Below are 17,364 nucleotides of genomic sequence, written 5' to 3' on the forward strand. Positions count from 1 at the left end.
CGGCGCCCATCTCCCAGCACGTTTTTCGCGGTCATGGCGGCATGAAGTGCGAGAGGGACGGAGACCTTGTCCGGAACACCCCCTTGATGACCGGCCGGTCAGCACCCTAGTGTGATGCCCGCCAGCTTTGCTCCTGGACCGCACCGGCAGGCGCTGGCAAAGAACCGGGCGGACTCCCCATGACACATCCTCCTTGCGGACCCGAGCGCCGTTTCGCTCGATGGGCTCTCGGCGCTCGTAGCGCCTCATCGAATCACTCCCGCGCCGCCGTCGTCGCGGCGCTGCTCGCTGCGCTCGCGGTGCCCACGTTGACCGGTTGCCGCCGCCCCGAGGCGGACGCGCAGCCGTCGCCGGCGCGCGACACCGCTGCGCCACGCCAGAAGCCCGCGGTGCGCTTCGGGAAGGTGACCGCGCGCCCGCTCGCGCAGACGCTGGACATCAGCGGCACCCTGGTCGCCGACGAGACGAGCGAGGCGGCGACGCAGGTCGGCGGCTTGGTCGTGAGCGTCGCGGTCGACGTGGGCTCCCGGGTCAAGAAGGGCGATCCGCTCGTCGTGCTCGACGCGCGCAACGTCGCGCTCCAGTCGCAGGCCGCGTCCGCGGCCGTCGCGCAGGCGCGGGCCAAGCTCGCGCTGCAGGACGGCGCGTCGCCGAAGGGCATCGATCCCGACCAGGTGCCGGAGGTCCGGGCAGCGAAGCAGAGCATGGAGCTCGCGAAGTCCGAGGCCGATCGCGTGAAGCAGCTCTACGACCAGGGCGCCGTCCCCCAGTCGACCTGGGACTCGGCGCGCACGCAGGCCCAGAACGCGACCGCGCAGTACGAGGCCGCGGTCAACGGCATCCGCGCGACCGTCGCGGCGCTCACGTCCGCGCAGGCGCAGGCGGGGCTCGCCTCCAAGGCGGTGTCCGACACGACGGTGCGGGCGCCCTTCGACGGCGCGATCGCCGAGAAGCGGATCAGCGTCGGCGAGTACGCCAGCCCGGGCCGCGTCGTGGCGGTCGTGGTCCGCGACAACCCGCTGCGGCTGCGCATCGACGTGCCCGAGGCGGACATCGCGCACATCGAGGTGGGCAAGCCGGTCAGCGTCTCGGTCGCCTCCTTCCCCGATCGCCTGTTTCCGGGCGTCGTGAAGCGGATCGGCGCGAGCCTGAAGGCCTCGTCGCGCACCCTGCCCGTGGAGGCCGAGTTCGACAACAGCGAGGGCAAGCTCCGCCCCGGCCTCTTCGCGCAGGGGCAGCTGACGCTGACCGGCGAGTCAAGAACGGCGATCCTCGTCCCCGAGTCGGCGGTCGGCACCTCCGGGACGAGCGCGCGCGTGTTCGTGAAGTCGGGCGATCGGGTGACGGAGCGGCTCGTCAAGCCCGGCCGCAAGATCGAAGGCCTCATCGAGGTCGTCGGCCCGCTCGCCGAGGGGGATGAGGTCGCGATCGACAAGGTGAGCGAGCTGGCGGACGGCATCGAGGTCGCGGCGGCGCAGTGAGCCGAGCGCACCGCGCGCCTCATTACTGAAGAAAGGTAGCGACCATGCAATGGCTCGCGGCAATCTGCATCCGTAGGCCGGTTTTCGCCTCGGTGATCGTCCTGCTCCTGACGGTGCTCGGGGCGTTCTCCTACTTCGGCCTCGGCGTGGACCGGTTTCCCAAGGTCGAGTTCCCGTTCATCGTCGTGACGACCGTCCTCCCCGGCGCGGCGCCCGAGGAGGTCGAGACGGAGCTCTCCGACAAGATCGAGTCGGCGGTCAACACGATCAGCGGCATCGACGAGCTGCGCTCGGCCTCGGTCGAGGGGCTCAGCCAGGTCATGATCTCCTTCCAGCTCGAGAAGGACGTCGACGTCGCCGCGCAGGAGGTGCGCGACAAAGTCGAAGGCATCCTCGCGGATCTGCCGGAAGGGATCGAACCGCCGGTGGTCGGCAAGCTGGATCCGGACGCCGCGCCGATCCTCACGCTCGCCGTCTCGTCGCCGAAGGCGGACGTCCGCTCGGTGACCGAGTTCGCCGACAAGACGCTCCGGCGCGAGCTGGAGTCGCTCGCCGGCGTCGGGCAGGTGCTCCTCATCGGCGGCCGGAGCCGGCAGATCAACATCTGGATCGATCCGGAGAAGCTCGAGAAGTACGCCCTGACCGGCGGCGTGGTGGCCCAGGCGCTGGCGAGCCAGAACGTCGAGATCCCGGCCGGCCGGATCGAGCAAGGGGGCAGGGCGCTCACCCTGCGGACGCGCGGCCGCGTGCAGTCGGTCCAGCAGATGGCGGACATCGTCCTCGCGAACCGCGACGGCTACTCCGTCCGGCTCGGCGACGTCGCGGAGGTCCAGGACGGCATGGCGGAGCCGGAGTCCGCCGGCTTCCGCGGCCTCGATCCCGCCGTGCTCCTCAGCATCCGCAAGCAGAGCGGGACGAACACCGTCGAGGTCATCGACGGGCTGAAGGCGCGGATCAGCGAGGTGGAGAAGCGCCTCCCCGAGGGGTACAGCATCGCCGTCGCCCGCGATCAGTCGGAGTTCATCAAGAACTCGGTCCACGCCGTCAAGGAGCACCTCGTGCTCGGCGCGCTGCTCGCCGCGATCATCGTCGCGCTCTTCCTCGCGAACGCCCGCAGCACGATCATCTCGGCGATCGCCATCCCGACGAGCATCATCTCCACGTTCGCCCTGATGAAGGTGGCGGGCTTCACGCTCAACGGGATCACGCTCCTCGCGCTGACGCTGGCGGTCGGCATCGTGATCGACGACGCGATCGTCGTCCTCGAGAACTGCTACCGCTGGATCGAGGAGAAGGGCGCGAGCCCGTGGGAGGCGGCGCTCCAGGGCACGAAGGAGATCGGGCCCGCGGTGCTCGCGACGACGCTCTCGCTGGTCGCCGTGTTCCTCCCCGTCGCGTTCATGAGCGGCATCGTCGGCCGCTTCCTGAACTCGTTCGGCCTCACCATGGCGTTCTCGATCCTGGTCTCGCTGATAGTGAGCTTCACGCTGACGCCCATGCTGTCCGCGCGATGGCTGAAGAAGCCGGAGAAGCACGACGCCAGTAGCTCCAAGGAGTCGCGCTTCTACGGGCCGATCGAGCGCGGCTACATGGCGATCCTCCGCTGGTCGATGGCGCACCGCTGGGTGATCGTGCTCGCCTCGCTCCTGGCGCTGTTCTCGATCCCGGTGCTGGGGGGCATGGCCAAGTTCAACTTCCTCCCGATCGAGGACGAGTCGCAGTTCCAGGTCAGCATGCGCGCGCCCGAGGGCGTGAGCCTCGACGGGACGCGCGTCATCGCCACGCGGCTCGCGTCGGACATCGAGAAGCTCCCCGGCGTCTCGTACACGCTGACGACGATCGGCGACGATCCGCAGAAGACGCCGAACATGGCCACCATCTACGTGAAGCTCAGCCCGGCGGAGCAGCGCGCGCTGTCGCAGCAGGACCTCATCGATCGCGCCCGGCGCGAGCTCCAGCCCAAGTTCGACGCGGAGAAGCTCCGGGCGAACATCGGCCCAGTGCCCGCCTTCTCCGGCGGCCAGAACACCCAGATCGCCTACCAGGTGCAAGGCCCCGACCTCCAGAAGATCGGCCAGTACTCCGACGTGCTGCTGCAGAAGCTCAAGGCGATCCCGGGCGTCGTCGATCCGGACACCTCGCTGCTCGTGGGCAAGCCGGAGATCCGCGTGGTCATCGACCGCAAGAAGGCCGCCGATCTCGGCGTTCAGGTCGGCGACGTGGCCAGCACCCTGCGGCTCCTGGTCGGCGGGTACAAGGTGTCGACCTACAACGAAGGCGGGGAGCAGTACGAGGTGCGCGCGCGCGCGCTGCCGAGCTTCCGCTCCGACAAGGAAGGCCTCGCGAAGATCACGGTGCCGTCGACCAAGCTCGGCGCCGTGACGCTCGACAACGTTGTGTCGTTCGCCGAGGGGACGGGCCCGTCGCGCATCGAGCGGTACAACCGGCAGCGGCAGGTCATGCTGACCGCCAACCTCGAGGCGGGCTACTCGCAGCAGACGGTCATCCAGGAGCTCGACAAGGCGGTCGCGGAGATGAACCTCGCGTCCGGCTACTCCGCTGGCCCCGTCGGCGCGTCGAAGGAGCTCGTCAAGATGATGAAGAGCTTCCTCGTCGCCCTCCTCCTGTCGCTGGTCTTCATGTACCTCGTGCTCGCGGCGCAGTTCGAGTCGTGGCTGCACCCGATCACGATCCTCCTGTCGTTGCCGCTGACGGTGCCGTTCGCGTTCATCGCGGTCATCATCTTCCGGCAGTCACTCAACATCTTCTCGCTGCTCGGCATCGTCGTGCTGTTCGGCGTCGTGAAGAAGAACTCGATCCTCCAGATCGATCACACGATCAAGCTGCGCGAGCACGGCTTGCCGCGGGCGCAGGCCATCCTGGAGGCGAACCGCGACAGGCTCCGGCCGATCCTGATGACCACGCTCGCGTTCGTCGCCGGCATGATCCCGCTCGTCGTCTCGAGCGGCGCGGGCTCGGGCACGAACCGCGCGACCGGCTTCGTGATCATCGGCGGGCAGACGCTGGCGCTCCTCCTGACGCTGCTCGCGACCCCGGTCGCCTACTCGCTGTTCGACGACGTCTCCTCGTGGCTCAAGCGGATGCTGCCCTTCATGCGGGGCAACGACGACCAGGGCGATCCGCGCGGGGCGGGGGAGGGCGGCGTCGCTCCGGCGGGGGATGGGGTCGCCGCGGCGGGGCACCGCGGCGCCGCGGCGCGCGCCGCCGTCGCGCACGACGCGGGCCGGCCGGCGTCGGCGCAGCTCGACTAGCAGCACACTGGCAGCGCTCCGGGGCCGCGGCGCGCCGCGCCCGGCCCCGTTCGCTACCGCGGCGAGGCGCTCACTGCGCTTCGCCGTGGACCTTGCGCAGGATCACCTCGAGCAGCCCGTCGAACGCGTCGCGCATCGCCCAGGCCTGGGCGGCCTCGTCGTCGAGGCCGGCCGCCTTGCGCCGCCCCTCGACGAGCGCGTTCCTCGGGCCCCTGCACGCGGGGCCGAGCCGGCGCTCCATGTCGAGCGAGGCGCCCGCGTAGACGTGATAACAGGACGCGAAATCCCCCTGGTTGTAGAGGGGCGAGCCGACCTGGATCGCGCCGTCCATCGTGCGCGCCAAGACGAGCAGGTCACCCTCGGTGCAGCCGCGGAGGATCGCGAGCGCGTGGTGAGGCACCGATCGCTTGACCGCCGGCAGCCCTTGCTCTTCGTCGGCCGTCTCGGCCGCAAACGTCGAGAGCGGGACGGGATCGGGGCGCACGAGCAGCCGCTTGAGGTAGTCGGCGGGCACGCCGAAGTTGAGGTTCTGCCCCTGCGTCGAGACCGCCGCGGCGACGCCGATCACCTCGCCGTGATCGTTGAACAGCGGGCCGCCCGAGGAGCCTGGCGCGATCGGCGCGGAGATCTGCAGCAGCGTCAGCTCCGGATCCACGACGCGGACCGCGCTCACGAGTCCGTTCGACACGGTGTCCGCGAGGCCGAGCGGATGGCCGATCGCGACGACCGGATCGCCCGGGCGGACCGCGCCGCTGTTGCCGAGGGAGAGCAGCGGGAGCCTCCGAGGCGCGTGGATCCGGACGATCGCCAGATCTCGAGCCTCGTCGAACGCGAGCACCTCGAGCACCGGGTGCTCGCTCTGATCCGAGAGGACGACCTTGAGGTCCGGCATCCCGGCGACGACGTGGAAATTCGTCGCGATCCAGCCGTCCTCGCGGACGAGGAAGCCCGCCCCGAGCGAGCCGTCGCCGCGGATCGTGACGACCGCCGGCATGGCGCGCGCCGCGATCTGCGCTGGCGTCATCGCCGCGGGCCGTGACGCGGAGATCGCCGGCTGGCTCGCCGAGCTCGCGGTGCAGCCGAGCGCCGCGATCGCCGCCGCGGCGACGAGCGCCGAGACGCGCGGCCAGGCGCGCCGCTGCGGGGGACGGGGGCGCGATGGAGGAGCGGCGCAGGAGGGCCGGTCGTCGTCATGGAGCTCGCCTGGCAGGCTGCGGTGGTTCATGTCGCTCCCCGAGGCCGCCGCGTGAGCGACCTCCCTCCAGCAAGCGTAACGAAGACCCGACGGATCGTCTCGCGCGCCCGGAGAAAATCCGGTCGTGCCCGCATATGCTGTCGCGGTGAGCCAAGACCACGACGCGCGCGATCCGATCTTCGCCCTCAGCGACGAGTTCGTCGAAGCCTTCGCTGCCCGCTGTCCTGCCCATGCCACCCTCGCGGGCATCCCCTGCGACGAAGGCGCCTGGAACGACTGGAGCCCGAGCGGCGCCGCGTCCTGGGCCTCCACGGTCGCGTCCTTCCAGGAGCGGCTCCGCTCGCTGCCGCCGCCGCGCCCCGGGGCGGAGGCGCGGTGGGGTCGCCTCGCACGCCGTGTCATGGCGGATCACCTGGAGGAGCGGCTCGACGATTTCCGTCACGGCGAGCACCTGCGCGATCTCAACAACATCGAGTCGGCGTTCCAGCACCTCCGGATGGTCTTCGACCTCATGGATGTCCACAGCGCCGCCGGCTGGGAGGCCATCGCGTCGCGCCTGGAGGGGCTGCCGCGCGCGTGCGACAGCTACCGCGCTTCGCTCGAGGAGGGGCGCCGGACGGGCCAGCTCGTCGCGCGTCGCCAGGTGTTCGCCGTGATCGAGCAGGCGCGCTACCAGGCGGGCGACGCGTCGTTCTTCCTCACGCTGCCGGCCGCTCACGAGGCGTCGGGTCGCGGCGCGGGCGCCGGCCGCGCGCGCGTCGTCGACGGCGTCGAGCGGGCGCGCGCCGCGTTCGGCGCGCTCGCCGGCTACCTGGAGCAGACGTACCTGCCGAGCGCGCGCGCCGCGGACGCCGTGGGAGAGGAGCGCTACCTGCGCCTCGCGCGCCGCTTCCTCGGCGCGAGCATCGACCCGATCGAGACCTACGCCTGGGGGTGGTCCGAGGTGCACGCCATCGAGGCCCAGATGGCGCGCCTCGCCGGCGAGATCCTCCCCGGCGCGTCGCTGTCCGAGGTGATCGATCTGCTCATGACCGACCCCGCCCGGTGCGCGCAGGGCGCCGACGAGTTCCTCCGCATCATGTCCGAGCGCCAGCGAAAGGCGCTCGCCGATCTCGACGGCGTCCATTTCGACATCCCGGCGCCCATCCGTCACATCGAGGTGAAGCTCGCTCCGCCGGGCGGCGCGCTCGGCGCCTACTACGTGCCCCCGAGCGACGGCTTCAAGCGGCCCGGCACCGTCTGGTATGCGCCCGGCACGAAGCAGGCGTTCCCGCTCTACGAGGAGATCACCACGGCGTACCACGAGGGCTTTCCTGGCCATCACCTGCAGTGCGCGCTCCAGGTGCACCTCGATGACCGGCTGAGCCGGCTCCACCGCTTCCTGGTGACGAACTCCGGCCACGCCGAGGGGTGGGCCCTCTACGCCGAGCAGCTGATGTACGAGCTCGGTTATTTCGAGCGCCCCGATTACGTGCTCGGGATGCTCGCGGGCAAGCTGACGCGCGCCTACCGCGTCGTCCTCGACATCGGCATGCACCTGGAGCTGCCGATCCCCCGGGACGCGCCGCTCCACGCCGGCGAGCCCTGGCGTTACGAGATCGCCGTCGAGTACCTCCAGCGCCGGGCCTTCCTCCCGCTGGATCACGCGCACAGCGAGGCGACGCGCTATCTGGGCTGGCCGGGGCAGGCGATCTCCTACAAGGTCGGCGAGCGCGTCGTCCTGGAGCTGCGCGACACGCTGCGGCGCCGCCACGGCGAGGCCTTCGATCTGAAGGCGTTTCACGCCAGGGTGATCGGCTCCGGGTCCGTCGGGCTCGACCACCTGCGCGAGATCGTGCTCGACGACGCCGCGCACTGAGCGCGCGTCAGACACGCGCTCGCCAGACACGCGCTCGTCAGACACACGCTCGTCAGACACGCGCGCCGCCCGCCCGCCCGCCCGCTTCGCGCCTCGACGCGCGGCCACGCGCGTGCCAATCGACGCGGGTGAGCGCTCCCCCAGCGAACGAAGCCCCCGAGGCGCGGCCCGACGGCTCGGACCTCTGCACCGCGTGCGGCCTCTGCTGCACGGGGCTGCTCTTCGACGTCGCGCCGCTCGAGGAGCACGAGATCCCGCGGGCCGAGAAGCTGCGCTTGCCGCTCGCTTGCAATCGGTACCACGACGCCTTCAGCCTGCCGTGCCCCTGCCACCTCGACCGGAAGTGCACCGTCTACGAGATGCGCTTCTCCGTGTGCAGCAGCTACGAGTGCGGCCTGCTCCGGCGCTGCAAGGCGGGCGAGGTGCCGCTCGGCGAGGCGCTGTCCCGCGTCGAGCGCGTGCTGCGCCTGGCGGACGACGTGCGCGCGCGGGTGCCGCCGCTCGTGCCGCCGCGTCCGCTCTGGGACGAGGCCCGCGAGCACATCCGCCGGCGTGACGCCGAGGACCCGTCGCCGGCGTGGCAGGGCGAGCGCGGCGCGCTCGTCGCCGCGCTCGGTGAGCTCCGGGTCGCGTGCAGGGAAGGGCTCGATCCGTAGCGCCGGCGCCTCGCGAGGGACGCGGGAAATGGTCTTTCCCATGCCGGGGTCCAATCCGCGGGGCGCTCCAACGTGCTTTGGAGACCTCCCTCTCTCTGTCCTGCAAAGATCTCCAGGCCCCCCAGGACACCGACGAGCGCGGAGACTCCCATGCTTCGTCCAGGCCGAGCGTGATCCGCCCTCGGCTGCGCGGGCCATGCCCTCGTCAACATGCTTGTCTCGGCCTCCCGGCGGCAGGCTCCAGGCCGTATATACGACCCATGGAACCGACGATCCGCCGGATGACCAACAAGTATTCTGCCATCGCTGCAGTGATCAGCTTCGTCACTCAGCCCATTCCCGGCGCAGATGAGTTGATCGTGGTTCCCATTCATTACTCCTTCTCCGTGTCGCTGACCCGGCGCCGGGGCGTGCCGCTCCGCAGGGCTCCGTGGCTGCAGGTGAGCAAGATCATCTGGGGTGGAGCGGGCGTAAGGCTCTTCGCCAACTTCACGCTCGGCCTCGTCCCGGTCGCCGGTCTCTTCTCCAATGCGGTCACCGCCGTCGCCTTGACGGAGTTCCTGGGCCGCTACCTCGACGCCGCGCTGAGCAGCGAGGCGCCGCCTCCCGCGGTCTCCATCAGGGCCATCAGGGATGCCCTGCGGAACCCAAGGCAAGCGCGGAGCGCTCAGCGGTTGTGGTCCAGGATCCGCCGCGCCGTCCGGGAATCCGCCCCTGCGCCGACTCCTGGTTGAGGCGCCTTGTCCCGCTTGACGGGAAGCTCGGAGCTCGCGCGGCCTCGGGGCGCCCCGCTGTCGTGACGCGGTCCACGGCCAAGGAATCCGCGGCGCCGGGTCATCCGCCGCACTCCCTTCCGCCTGCGCGCCGCGTTGACGAGCGCGTCGTCGGCGCGCCCGACGTGGAGCCGCCTCGGTCCGCCCGCGCGCGGCGGTCTCGCCTGCGTCTCTCCTGGCGATCGCCGTCCAGATCGAATAGATCCCCGGCCATGCTCTCCGAGACCCGCGAGAAAGTCCTCGACATCAAACGGCGCTTTGAGGCGCTAAGGGGGCATCTTTGACGTCCCCAAGCTCGAACGGATGCTCCAGGATCTGACCCAGACGACGCTGTCGCCGGGGTTCTGGAACGATCAGGAAAAGGCCCAAGCCGTCCTGCGCAAGCGCGCCCAGGTCGAGTCGAAGCTCGAGGTGGCGCAGCGGCTCGGCCGCGAGATCGAGGATCTCGCGGAGTACCTCGAGCTCGGCGCTGCCGAGGGCGACGAGGGCGTCATCGCCGACGCCGACGCGCAGGCCGGCGCAATCGCCGGGCGCCTGCGCAAGGTCGAGCTCGATCGCATGCTGTCCGGCCCCGCCGACCGCGGCAACGCCATCGTCAGCATCCACCCGGGCGCCGGCGGCACCGACGCGAAGGACTGGGCGTCCATGCTCCTCCGCATGTACCTGCGCTTCTGCGAGCGCCGTGGGTACAAGACGGAGATCATCGACTACCAGGACGGCGACGAGGCCGGCATCGACGCCGTCACCCTCACGGTGAGCGGCGACGCCGCCTACGGCTATCTGCGCTCCGAGGCCGGGGTCCACCGCCTCGTCCGGATGAGCCCGTTCAACGCCGATCACACGCGCCAGACCGCGTTCGCCGCCGTCGAGGTCACCCCGGACAGCGACGACGAGATCAACATCCAGGTGAACGAGAAGGACATCGAGATCACGACGATGCGCGCCGGCGGCAAGGGCGGGCAGAACGTGAACAAGGTCGAGACCGCCGTTCGCCTGCGGCACCTCCCGACCGGCCTGAACATCGTGTGCCGCGCCGAGCGCAGCCAGCACCAGAACCGCGCGATGGCGATGAAGGTCCTCAAGGCGAAGCTGTACGAGATGGAGCTCCAGAAGCGGGATGCGGAGGTCCAGGCCTACAACGCCGCGAAGAGCGCCATCAACTTCGGCAGCCAGATCAGGAACTACGTCCTCGCGCCCTACCGGCTCGTCAAGGACGTGCGCACCTCCACCGAGGCCACCGACGTGGACGCCGTCCTCGACGGCGATCTCGAGGGCTTCATCGAGGCCTATTTGCTCGCCGCGGCCGGCGGTTCGCTCCGGAAGGGCGGCTCCGTCGCGGAGGACGACGCTCCGTGAGCCAGCAAAAAGACAGACCGAACGACAAGAAGACCGAGCGGCTCGTGAAGGAGGCCGCCGAGGCCGCGCGCGCCGAGGAGACGCTGATCGCCACCCGCAAGGCGAAGGCGGCCCGCCTCCGCGCCCGCGGCGACAACCCGTTCGCCAACGACGTCACGGAGGGCGAGCCGCTCGTCGAGCTCGCGGCCGTCCGCGCCCGCTTCGACGGGGCGCGGGCCGCGGCCGAGCCGAGGCCCGAGGGCGCGGCGCCCGAGCGATCTGCCTCCTCCGCGGCGGATCGCTACGATCCGGCGCGCGTCGAGCCGGTCCCGCTCCGCGTCGCGGGCCGGGTCCTCTTCGTGCGCTCGTTCGGCGGCGTCACCTTCGTCCGGCTGCGCGACCGAACCGGCGAGCTCCAGCTCTACTGCGAGCAGGGGATCCTCGCCGATTTCGAGCGGCTGGAGGACATCGATCTCGGCGACTTCGTCGAGGCCCACGGCGTCGCGATGGCGACGCAGAAGGGCGAGCTCTCGATCCGCGCAGGGCGCCTCCGGCTGCTCACGAAGGCCTACCGCCCGCTGCCGACCAAGACGAGCTTCAAGGACGTCGAGTCGCGCTACCGCATGCGGTACGTCGATCTCGTGGCCAACCCGCACGTCGCGGGGGTCTTCCGCGCCCGCACCGCGATCGTCGCCGCGCTGCGCGAGTTCCTCGACGCACGCGGCTTCCTCGAGGTCGAGACCCCGACGATGCACACGCTCGTCGGCGGCGCTGCCGCGAAGCCGTTCAAGACCCACCACAACGCGCTCGACCTCGAGCTCTTCATGCGCATCGCGCCGGAGCTCTTCCTGAAGCGGCTCGTGGTCGGCGGCTTCGAGCGCGTCTACGAGATCGCGCGCTGCTACCGGAACGAGGGGCTGTCGACGCGGCACAACCCCGAGTTCACGATGCTCGAGTACTACCAGGCGTACGCGACGTACGAGACGCTGATGGACGCGACCGAGGCGATGCTCCGCCACGTCGACGCCCGCCTCGCCGAGCGGCTCCCGGCCGAGCACGCGGCCTGGGCCGCGCAGCGCACGTACTCGCTCGAGCGCTTCGAGCGCGTCCCCATGGCCGAGGGGATCGCCCGCGCCCTGGCGAAGTCGGGCCTGCCGGCCGACGTCCCGCAGCGCGTCGCCGCGGACGACGCCCCGATCAAGGAGTGGGCGAAGGCGGCGAAGGCGAGCGGGCGCGAGATCGACTGGACGAACTTCCGCGCGGGCGCGAAGAAGTGCGAGTCGCCGGGTGAGCTCGTCTTCTGCGCCTACGAGTACGTGGTCGAGCCGTTCCTCACGAGGGACTACCGCACGGAGGCGGGCGACAAGAGCGTCCCTGTCTTCATCATCGACTATCCCTTCGAGGTCTCCCCGCTCGCGCGCAAGAAGGACAGCGATCCTTCGCTCGTCGACCGCTTCGAGCTCTTCATCGACGGCCGCGAGCTCTGCAACGCCTTCAGCGAGCTCAACGACCCCGAGGACCAGGACGCGCGCTTCCGCGCGCAGGTCGAGAAGAAGTCCCGGGGCGAGGAGGAGGCGATGGATTACGACGCCGACTACGTCCGCGCCCTGGAGCACGGCCTCCCGCCGACGGCGGGCTTCGGCATGGGGGTCGATCGCCTGACGATGCTCCTCACCGGCGCGACCTCCATCCGCGACGTCATCCTGTTCCCGCTCCTCCGTCCCGAGACCGACGCGTGATCGAGCTCTCCAGGTCGTTGCAGGCGGCGCTCCTCGCCGCCGTTGCTCTGGGCATCGTCCTGCTCGCCTGGCGGGGCTACACCCGCTTCGACAAGAAGGGCGAGCTGGAGCCGCGGCGTCCCGGCGTCGTGCGCGTCGGGGTCGTGGTCGCTCTCACGGGCGCCAGCCTGCTCGCGCTCACGCTCATCGCGTCCAGCGGGCGCGCGAAGAGCCTCGCGCCCATCGGCGCCTTCTTCGCGGGCAATACCCAGCTGATCGCCCAGCTCGTCGCCACGCTGATCGTGGGGGGTGCCCTTCGGCTGTTCCGGGCCAGGATGGCTGCGGACAACGCCCGGTGGCTCTCCGGCAGGTGGGGGTCCAAGGCCCGCGTGGGGCTCCGCGTGCTCGGCGCGATGTCCCTGATCGCCGCGCTCGCGATCGTCGTCCTCTGGGTCGCGGTCCTGCCCATCCAGCCGACCTTCCGGTGGATCCTTGGAGGCATCCTGTTCGGCGCGGGCGCGGGCTATCTGGTCGCCGGGAGCCGCCCCGTCCGCAGGGGGCTCTATCGCGCGCTCGGCTGGTGGTGGGGCGCGCTCGTGGGCGTTGCGTTCGGCGTCACCGCGACGCTCACGGCCAGGATGCCCGTCGGGAAGGGCGCGTCGTTCAATTCGACGGATCAGATCATCCGCTTCACCGCGCTCGTCTCGAGCGTCGTCTTCCTGTTCTTCGTGCTGTCGGCGCTCCTGCCGCTCGCCCTCGACGCGCTCGAGCGCCGGAGCTTTGTGCCCCACGTGGCCGCGCGCCATGTGCGCGCCTCGAAGAGCGGCTTTCTCACGGTCATCTCGGTCCTGTCGATGGCCGGCGTCGCCGTCAGCTCGTGCGCCCTGTGCTCGGTGACGAGCATCATGGGCGGCTTCGGCGCCGACCTGAAGCGCAAGATCCTCGGCAACAACGCGCACATGGTCGTCGACGCCTCCCGCCCTGGCGGCTTCGGCAACTGGGACGACAAGCTCACCCAGGTGCGCGTCGCGCTCGCGCCCTACGGAGGCGCCGCGACCCCGGTCGCGGCCGGCGAGGCGATGGGCTCCAGCGCCTCGAACACCGCGGGCGCGCTCGTCCGCGGCATCGATCCGGACACCATCGGGCAGGTCATCGACCTCGCCAAGAACATCGAGGTCGGCAGCTTCGACTACCTGCGCGAGCCCGAGAAGCTGACGAGCCTGCCTCCCGAGGAGATCATCGGTCGAGGTCCTGGCGGGGAGCCGTACTTCAAGGGGCCGGACTTCCGCCAGCCGACGGACGTCGACCCGTCGGTGCGCGACTACCTGAAGCTGCAGACGCGCGTGTACCCGGGCGTCATCATCGGCCGCGAGCTCGCGAAATCGCTCCACGTGCTCGTCGGGGACGAGGTGACCCTCCTGTCGCCGATGGGCGAGCTCGGCCCCACCGGCGTGATGCCGCGCTCCCGCAGGTTCCGCGTCGCGGCGATCTTCTATAGCGGCATGTACGAGTACGACGTCACGCACGCGTACGTCTTGATGGAAGAGGCGCAGAAGTTCTTCAGCCTCGACGACAAGATCACCCATATCGACATCCGGGTCCCGGATCCCGAGCGGGTGCAGGAGGTCCGCCCGGCCGTGGAGGCGGCCGTCGCCGCGAGCGCCGCGCTCGATGAGGCGCCGGAGGGAGGAAAGCCGCCGCCGCAGCTCCGCGTCCGCGACTGGATGGAGATGAACAAGAACCTCTTCAGCGCGCTCAAGCTGGAGAAGATCGCGACGTTCATCATCCTGTCCATCGCCATCGCGGTCGCGAGCTTCTGCATCGTCTGCACGCTGCTCCTCATGGTGACCGAGAAGGGCAAGGAGATCGCCGTCCTGAAGGCGCTGGGCGCCTCGGACAACGCGGTGATGCGCGTGTTCATGCTCGAGGGCGTGATCATCGGCGCCATCGGCACGATCTACGGTGTCGGCACCGCGCTCGCGGTCTGCACGGGCCTGTACTGGTTCGGTGTCCGGCTCGATCCGGACGTCTATTACATCGACCGGTTGCCCGTGAACGTGAACCTCTCCGACTACGCGATGGTCGCGGTCGCGTCGCTGCTCATCTGCACCATCGCCACCATCTACCCGGCCCGCGCCGCCTCGAGGCTCTCTCCGGTCGACGGGCTCCGCTACGAGTAATCACTCCATGTCCACTCCGCTCGTCGTCGTCGAAGACCTCCGCAAGACCTTCGTTCACATGGGCCGCGAGCTCCACGTGCTCTGCGGCATCGACATCGTCATCAACCAGGGCGAGGTCGTGGCGTTCGTGGGCCCCTCCGGCGCCGGCAAGAGCACGTTCCTCCACTGCATCGGCACGCTGGATCTCCCGACGAGCGGCCGTATCCGCCTCGGCAACGACGAGCTCACCGGCCTGCCGGGCTCGCGGCTCGCGGCGATCCGGAACCGGACGATCGGCTTCGTCTTCCAGTTCCACCACCTGCTCCCCGAGTTCAACGCGGTCGAGAACGTGATGATGCCGGGCCTCATCCAGGGGAAGACCCGCCGCGAGATGGAGCCGCTCGCGCGCTCGCTGCTCGCCGAGGTCGGGCTCGCGGCGCGCGCGACGCACCGGCCGGGGGAGCTGTCGGGCGGCGAGCAGCAGCGCGTGGCCCTGGCGCGGGCGCTCGTCCTGTCGCCGAAGCTCCTCCTCGCCGACGAGCCGACCGGGAACCTCGACACCGCGACGAGCGACTCGATCCACCAGCTGTTCTTCGAGATGAACCGCAAGCACGGCACCACGATCGTGGTGGTCACGCACAACCTCAGCTTCGCCGAGTCGATGCCGCGCGTGGTGACGATGCGCGACGGGACGATCGAGAGCGATCGTATCGGCAGCGAGCGCGCCGCGGCCCTCGGGTACCGCGACGGCTCAGCCGGATAGCCGCTCGCTCAGGAGCTCAGCCGCGCGCAGCGACATGGCCATGATGGTCATCTGCGGGTTCACGCCGAGCGACGAGGGGATCGCGCTTCCATCGCACACGTAGAGCCCGGCGACGTCGTGCGCCTGGTGGTCCGGCCCGAGGCACGATGACCGCGGATCCACCCCGATACGGCACGTCCCGAGCGGGTGGAACGCGGCCACGTCGAGGTCCCCGGCCTTGATCTGCCGCGCCTTGAGCCGCTCCAGGTCCGCGGGGCCGTTCACCTCGTCGCAGCCGGCGACGAGCGGCAGGACGCGCCGCGCCCCCGCGGCCAGGAACACCTCGCAGAGCAGCTCGACCCCTCGCTTCATCTTCGCGAGGTCCTCCCCGTTCATCGTGTAGAGCACGAGCGGCGTGCCGCCGATCCCGGGCCTCACCTCGCCGCGGCTCGTGTCCTTGATCATGAACCCGAACGTCGCGAGGTGCGGGTACCGCTCCATCAGCTCCGTGTAGCGGTGTCCCGTCCAGGGCACGGCCAGCGCGGCGACGTCGAACGGGAGCGAGCCTCCCTCGAACATCAGCCCTTCATCGGCGAAGTGGTCGATCTGGTAGCCCTGCGGGATGCCTTGCCACTGATCGATCCGCTCATCGAAGAGCGCCATCACCTTCGAGGCCGGGTGGATCGAGAGGTTCTTTCCCAGCGCGCCGCTCGACAGGCATGCTCCGCTCCGGCGCAGGAGCAGCGGCGTCATCAGCGCGCCGCCGGCCACGACGACGGCCTCCGCCCTGACCACGAGCCGAGGCTGCCGCCCTGCGCCGCTCGCCGCGCGGTCGTCGTTGCTTCCGGCCCTCGTGTCGCCGCCGAGCACGGCAGTCGCCCCCCGCGCGCGGCCCGCCACAATATCGATCGTCCTGACCCGCGCCGCGGTGATGAGCTGCGCGCCCCGCTTGAGCGCCTCGGGCACGTAGCTCACGTCGGTCGAGCGCTTGGCCCCCGTGGGGCAGCCGAAGCAGCAGATCCCCTGCCCATCGCAGTCCGGCGCGTTGCGCTGGAGCGGCCCGTGCCGCAGCCCGAGCCGCTCCGCCCCGCGCCGGACGATCGGCCCGATCGCCCCGAGGTGAAGCGGGTCGGCGGGGGCGACCTGGAGCATGCGCTCGACGCGCTCGTAATAGGGAGCGAGCCCGCCGGACGAGAACTCCGCAGGGAGCCCCATGCCGTCGCGCCACGACGCGAAGGTGCTCTCCGGAGCGCGGTAGCAAGTACCGGAGTTGATCACGGTGCTCCCTCCGACGGCGCGCCCCGCGAACACCGGGATATTCACGTTGCCGAGCGTCATGTCGAGCCCGTGGTCGCGGTACATCTCCCGGTAGGCGCGCGCGGGCCGGCCGGTGAAGCTCGAGCGGCGGTGGAAGTCGCCCTCCTCGAGCATGAGCACCGCGTGTCCGCGCGACGCGAGCTCGTAGGCCGCGGCCGCTCCGCCGGCGCCGGTGCCGATCACGAGGACCTCGCACTCGAGCTCCAGGTCCTCCTCGACCTCGCGCCCGTCGGTCACCTGCGCGAGCCAGCGCGGCGCCTCGTCGCGCACCGTGGGCAGCTCGTAACGGCAGCCGACGTGCTTGAACATCTCGGGCCGGTCGTAGTGGACGAACCTGAGCGGCGTGAGCGCGGCGCGGAGCACCGAGCGCAGCGTCCGCGCCCGGCTCTGCTCGAAGCCGCGGAGCACCTCCATCCGCTCCTCGAGCGGCAGCGCCGACAGCGGCCTGAGCCGGAACGGAAGGGGAGCGAGCTCTATCGCCCACAGCGCCGCGCGCACCCCCTGCGCCAGGTGCGGCGGGATCGAGCCGAGCCAGGCCGCGAGTCGGCTGGCGGTCGCGGCGCCCGCGCCGTCGAGGAAGCGGCCGGGCGGCATCGCCGCCTCGGCGAGCGCGGCGGCGATACGCATCTCCCGCCCAGAGAGCCTGGGCGCCGCGCCGTCCTTTGCTTCGGGGGCCCTCTCCGCGCCGGCATCCTCCCTCGGTGTCCCGGGCCAGCGTTCTCTCCGCTCCAGCGCGGGCAAGCGCCCGAAATCGAGGTCCAATCCAAGGGTCATGGTCCTCCGAATCGCTCGTGAAAACTTCTGTTAATTCTGTAGCAACAGAATCGTCGTGATGCAAGGCGGGCTGATCCGCTGGTG

11 protein-coding genes are annotated in these 17,364 nt (G+C 70.5%); 9 read left to right on the top strand and 2 right to left on the bottom strand.

All coding sequences use genetic code 11. From position 1 onward, the window contains the following. The first annotated feature begins 299 nt into the window (after positions 1-299). Both WME97_RS08715 and WME97_RS08720 read left to right on the top strand, forming a co-directional pair. Complete coding sequence (locus WME97_RS08715) at positions 300-1,481, top strand: efflux RND transporter periplasmic adaptor subunit (RefSeq protein ID WP_437551081.1); 1,182 nt, start codon at positions 300-302, stop codon at positions 1,479-1,481. 44 nt (positions 1,482-1,525) lie between these two features. Then, positions 1,526-4,753, top strand: a complete 3,228-nt coding sequence (locus WME97_RS08720) for an efflux RND transporter permease subunit (RefSeq protein ID WP_437551083.1) — start codon at positions 1,526-1,528, stop codon at positions 4,751-4,753. Positions 4,754-4,823: 70 nt separating this feature from the next. On the opposite strand, the gene WME97_RS08725 is transcribed toward WME97_RS08720, so the two are convergent. Continuing rightward, positions 4,824-5,978 (bottom strand): S1C family serine protease, encoded by a 1,155-nt coding sequence (locus WME97_RS08725; protein ID WP_437551085.1) that lies wholly within the window; start codon positions 5,976-5,978, stop codon positions 4,824-4,826. 115 nt (positions 5,979-6,093) lie between these two features. On the opposite strand from WME97_RS08725, the gene WME97_RS08730 reads away from it, so the two are divergent. From WME97_RS08730 to WME97_RS08760, 7 genes are all read left to right on the top strand, one after another. Further along, positions 6,094-7,806: a DUF885 domain-containing protein gene (locus WME97_RS08730; protein ID WP_437551087.1), complete on the top strand. Its 1,713-nt coding sequence runs from the start codon at positions 6,094-6,096 to the stop codon at positions 7,804-7,806. A 128-nt stretch (positions 7,807-7,934) separates the two neighbouring features. Further along, positions 7,935-8,462, top strand: coding sequence for a hypothetical protein (locus WME97_RS08735; protein WP_437551089.1), 528 nt, complete (start codon positions 7,935-7,937; stop codon positions 8,460-8,462). A 260-nt stretch (positions 8,463-8,722) separates the two neighbouring features. Beyond that, positions 8,723-9,196 (top strand): hypothetical protein, encoded by a 474-nt coding sequence (locus WME97_RS08740; RefSeq protein ID WP_437551091.1) that lies wholly within the window; start codon positions 8,723-8,725, stop codon positions 9,194-9,196. Between the two features lie 251 nt (positions 9,197-9,447). Further along, positions 9,448-10,591 (top strand): peptide chain release factor 2 gene (prfB, locus tag WME97_RS08745; RefSeq protein ID WP_437555342.1). Its coding sequence is split into 2 segments (ribosomal slippage): positions 9,448-9,516 and positions 9,518-10,591, totalling 1,143 coding nucleotides; the frame shifts between segments, so codons are not numbered across the junction. Beyond that, positions 10,588-12,309 carry a lysine--tRNA ligase gene (lysS, locus tag WME97_RS08750; protein WP_437551093.1) on the top strand — a complete coding sequence of 574 codons (1,722 nt, stop codon included), beginning with the start codon at positions 10,588-10,590 and terminating at the stop codon, positions 12,307-12,309. Before prfB ends, lysS begins: the two co-directional genes overlap by 4 nt. After that, positions 12,306-14,468, top strand: a complete 2,163-nt coding sequence (locus tag WME97_RS08755) for an FtsX-like permease family protein (RefSeq protein ID WP_437551095.1) — start codon at positions 12,306-12,308, stop codon at positions 14,466-14,468. The genes lysS and WME97_RS08755 overlap by 4 nt, the downstream gene beginning before the upstream one ends. 7 nt (positions 14,469-14,475) lie before the next feature. After that, positions 14,476-15,210 (top strand): ABC transporter ATP-binding protein, encoded by a 735-nt coding sequence (locus WME97_RS08760; protein ID WP_272101325.1) that lies wholly within the window; start codon positions 14,476-14,478, stop codon positions 15,208-15,210. Here the strand turns inward: WME97_RS08760 and WME97_RS08765 are convergent. Next, a complete protein-coding gene (locus tag WME97_RS08765) occupies positions 15,199-17,280 on the bottom strand; it encodes an FAD-dependent oxidoreductase (RefSeq protein ID WP_437551097.1) in 2,082 nt (693 codons plus the stop codon). The two genes, WME97_RS08760 and WME97_RS08765, sit on opposite strands and share 12 nt — an antisense overlap. Between the last annotated feature and the right edge of the window lie 84 nt (positions 17,281-17,364).

The organism is Sorangium sp. So ce367, from assembly GCF_051520455.1.
In the GTDB taxonomy this organism is placed as follows: domain Bacteria; phylum Myxococcota_A; class Polyangia; order Polyangiales; family Polyangiaceae; genus Sorangium; species Sorangium cellulosum_B.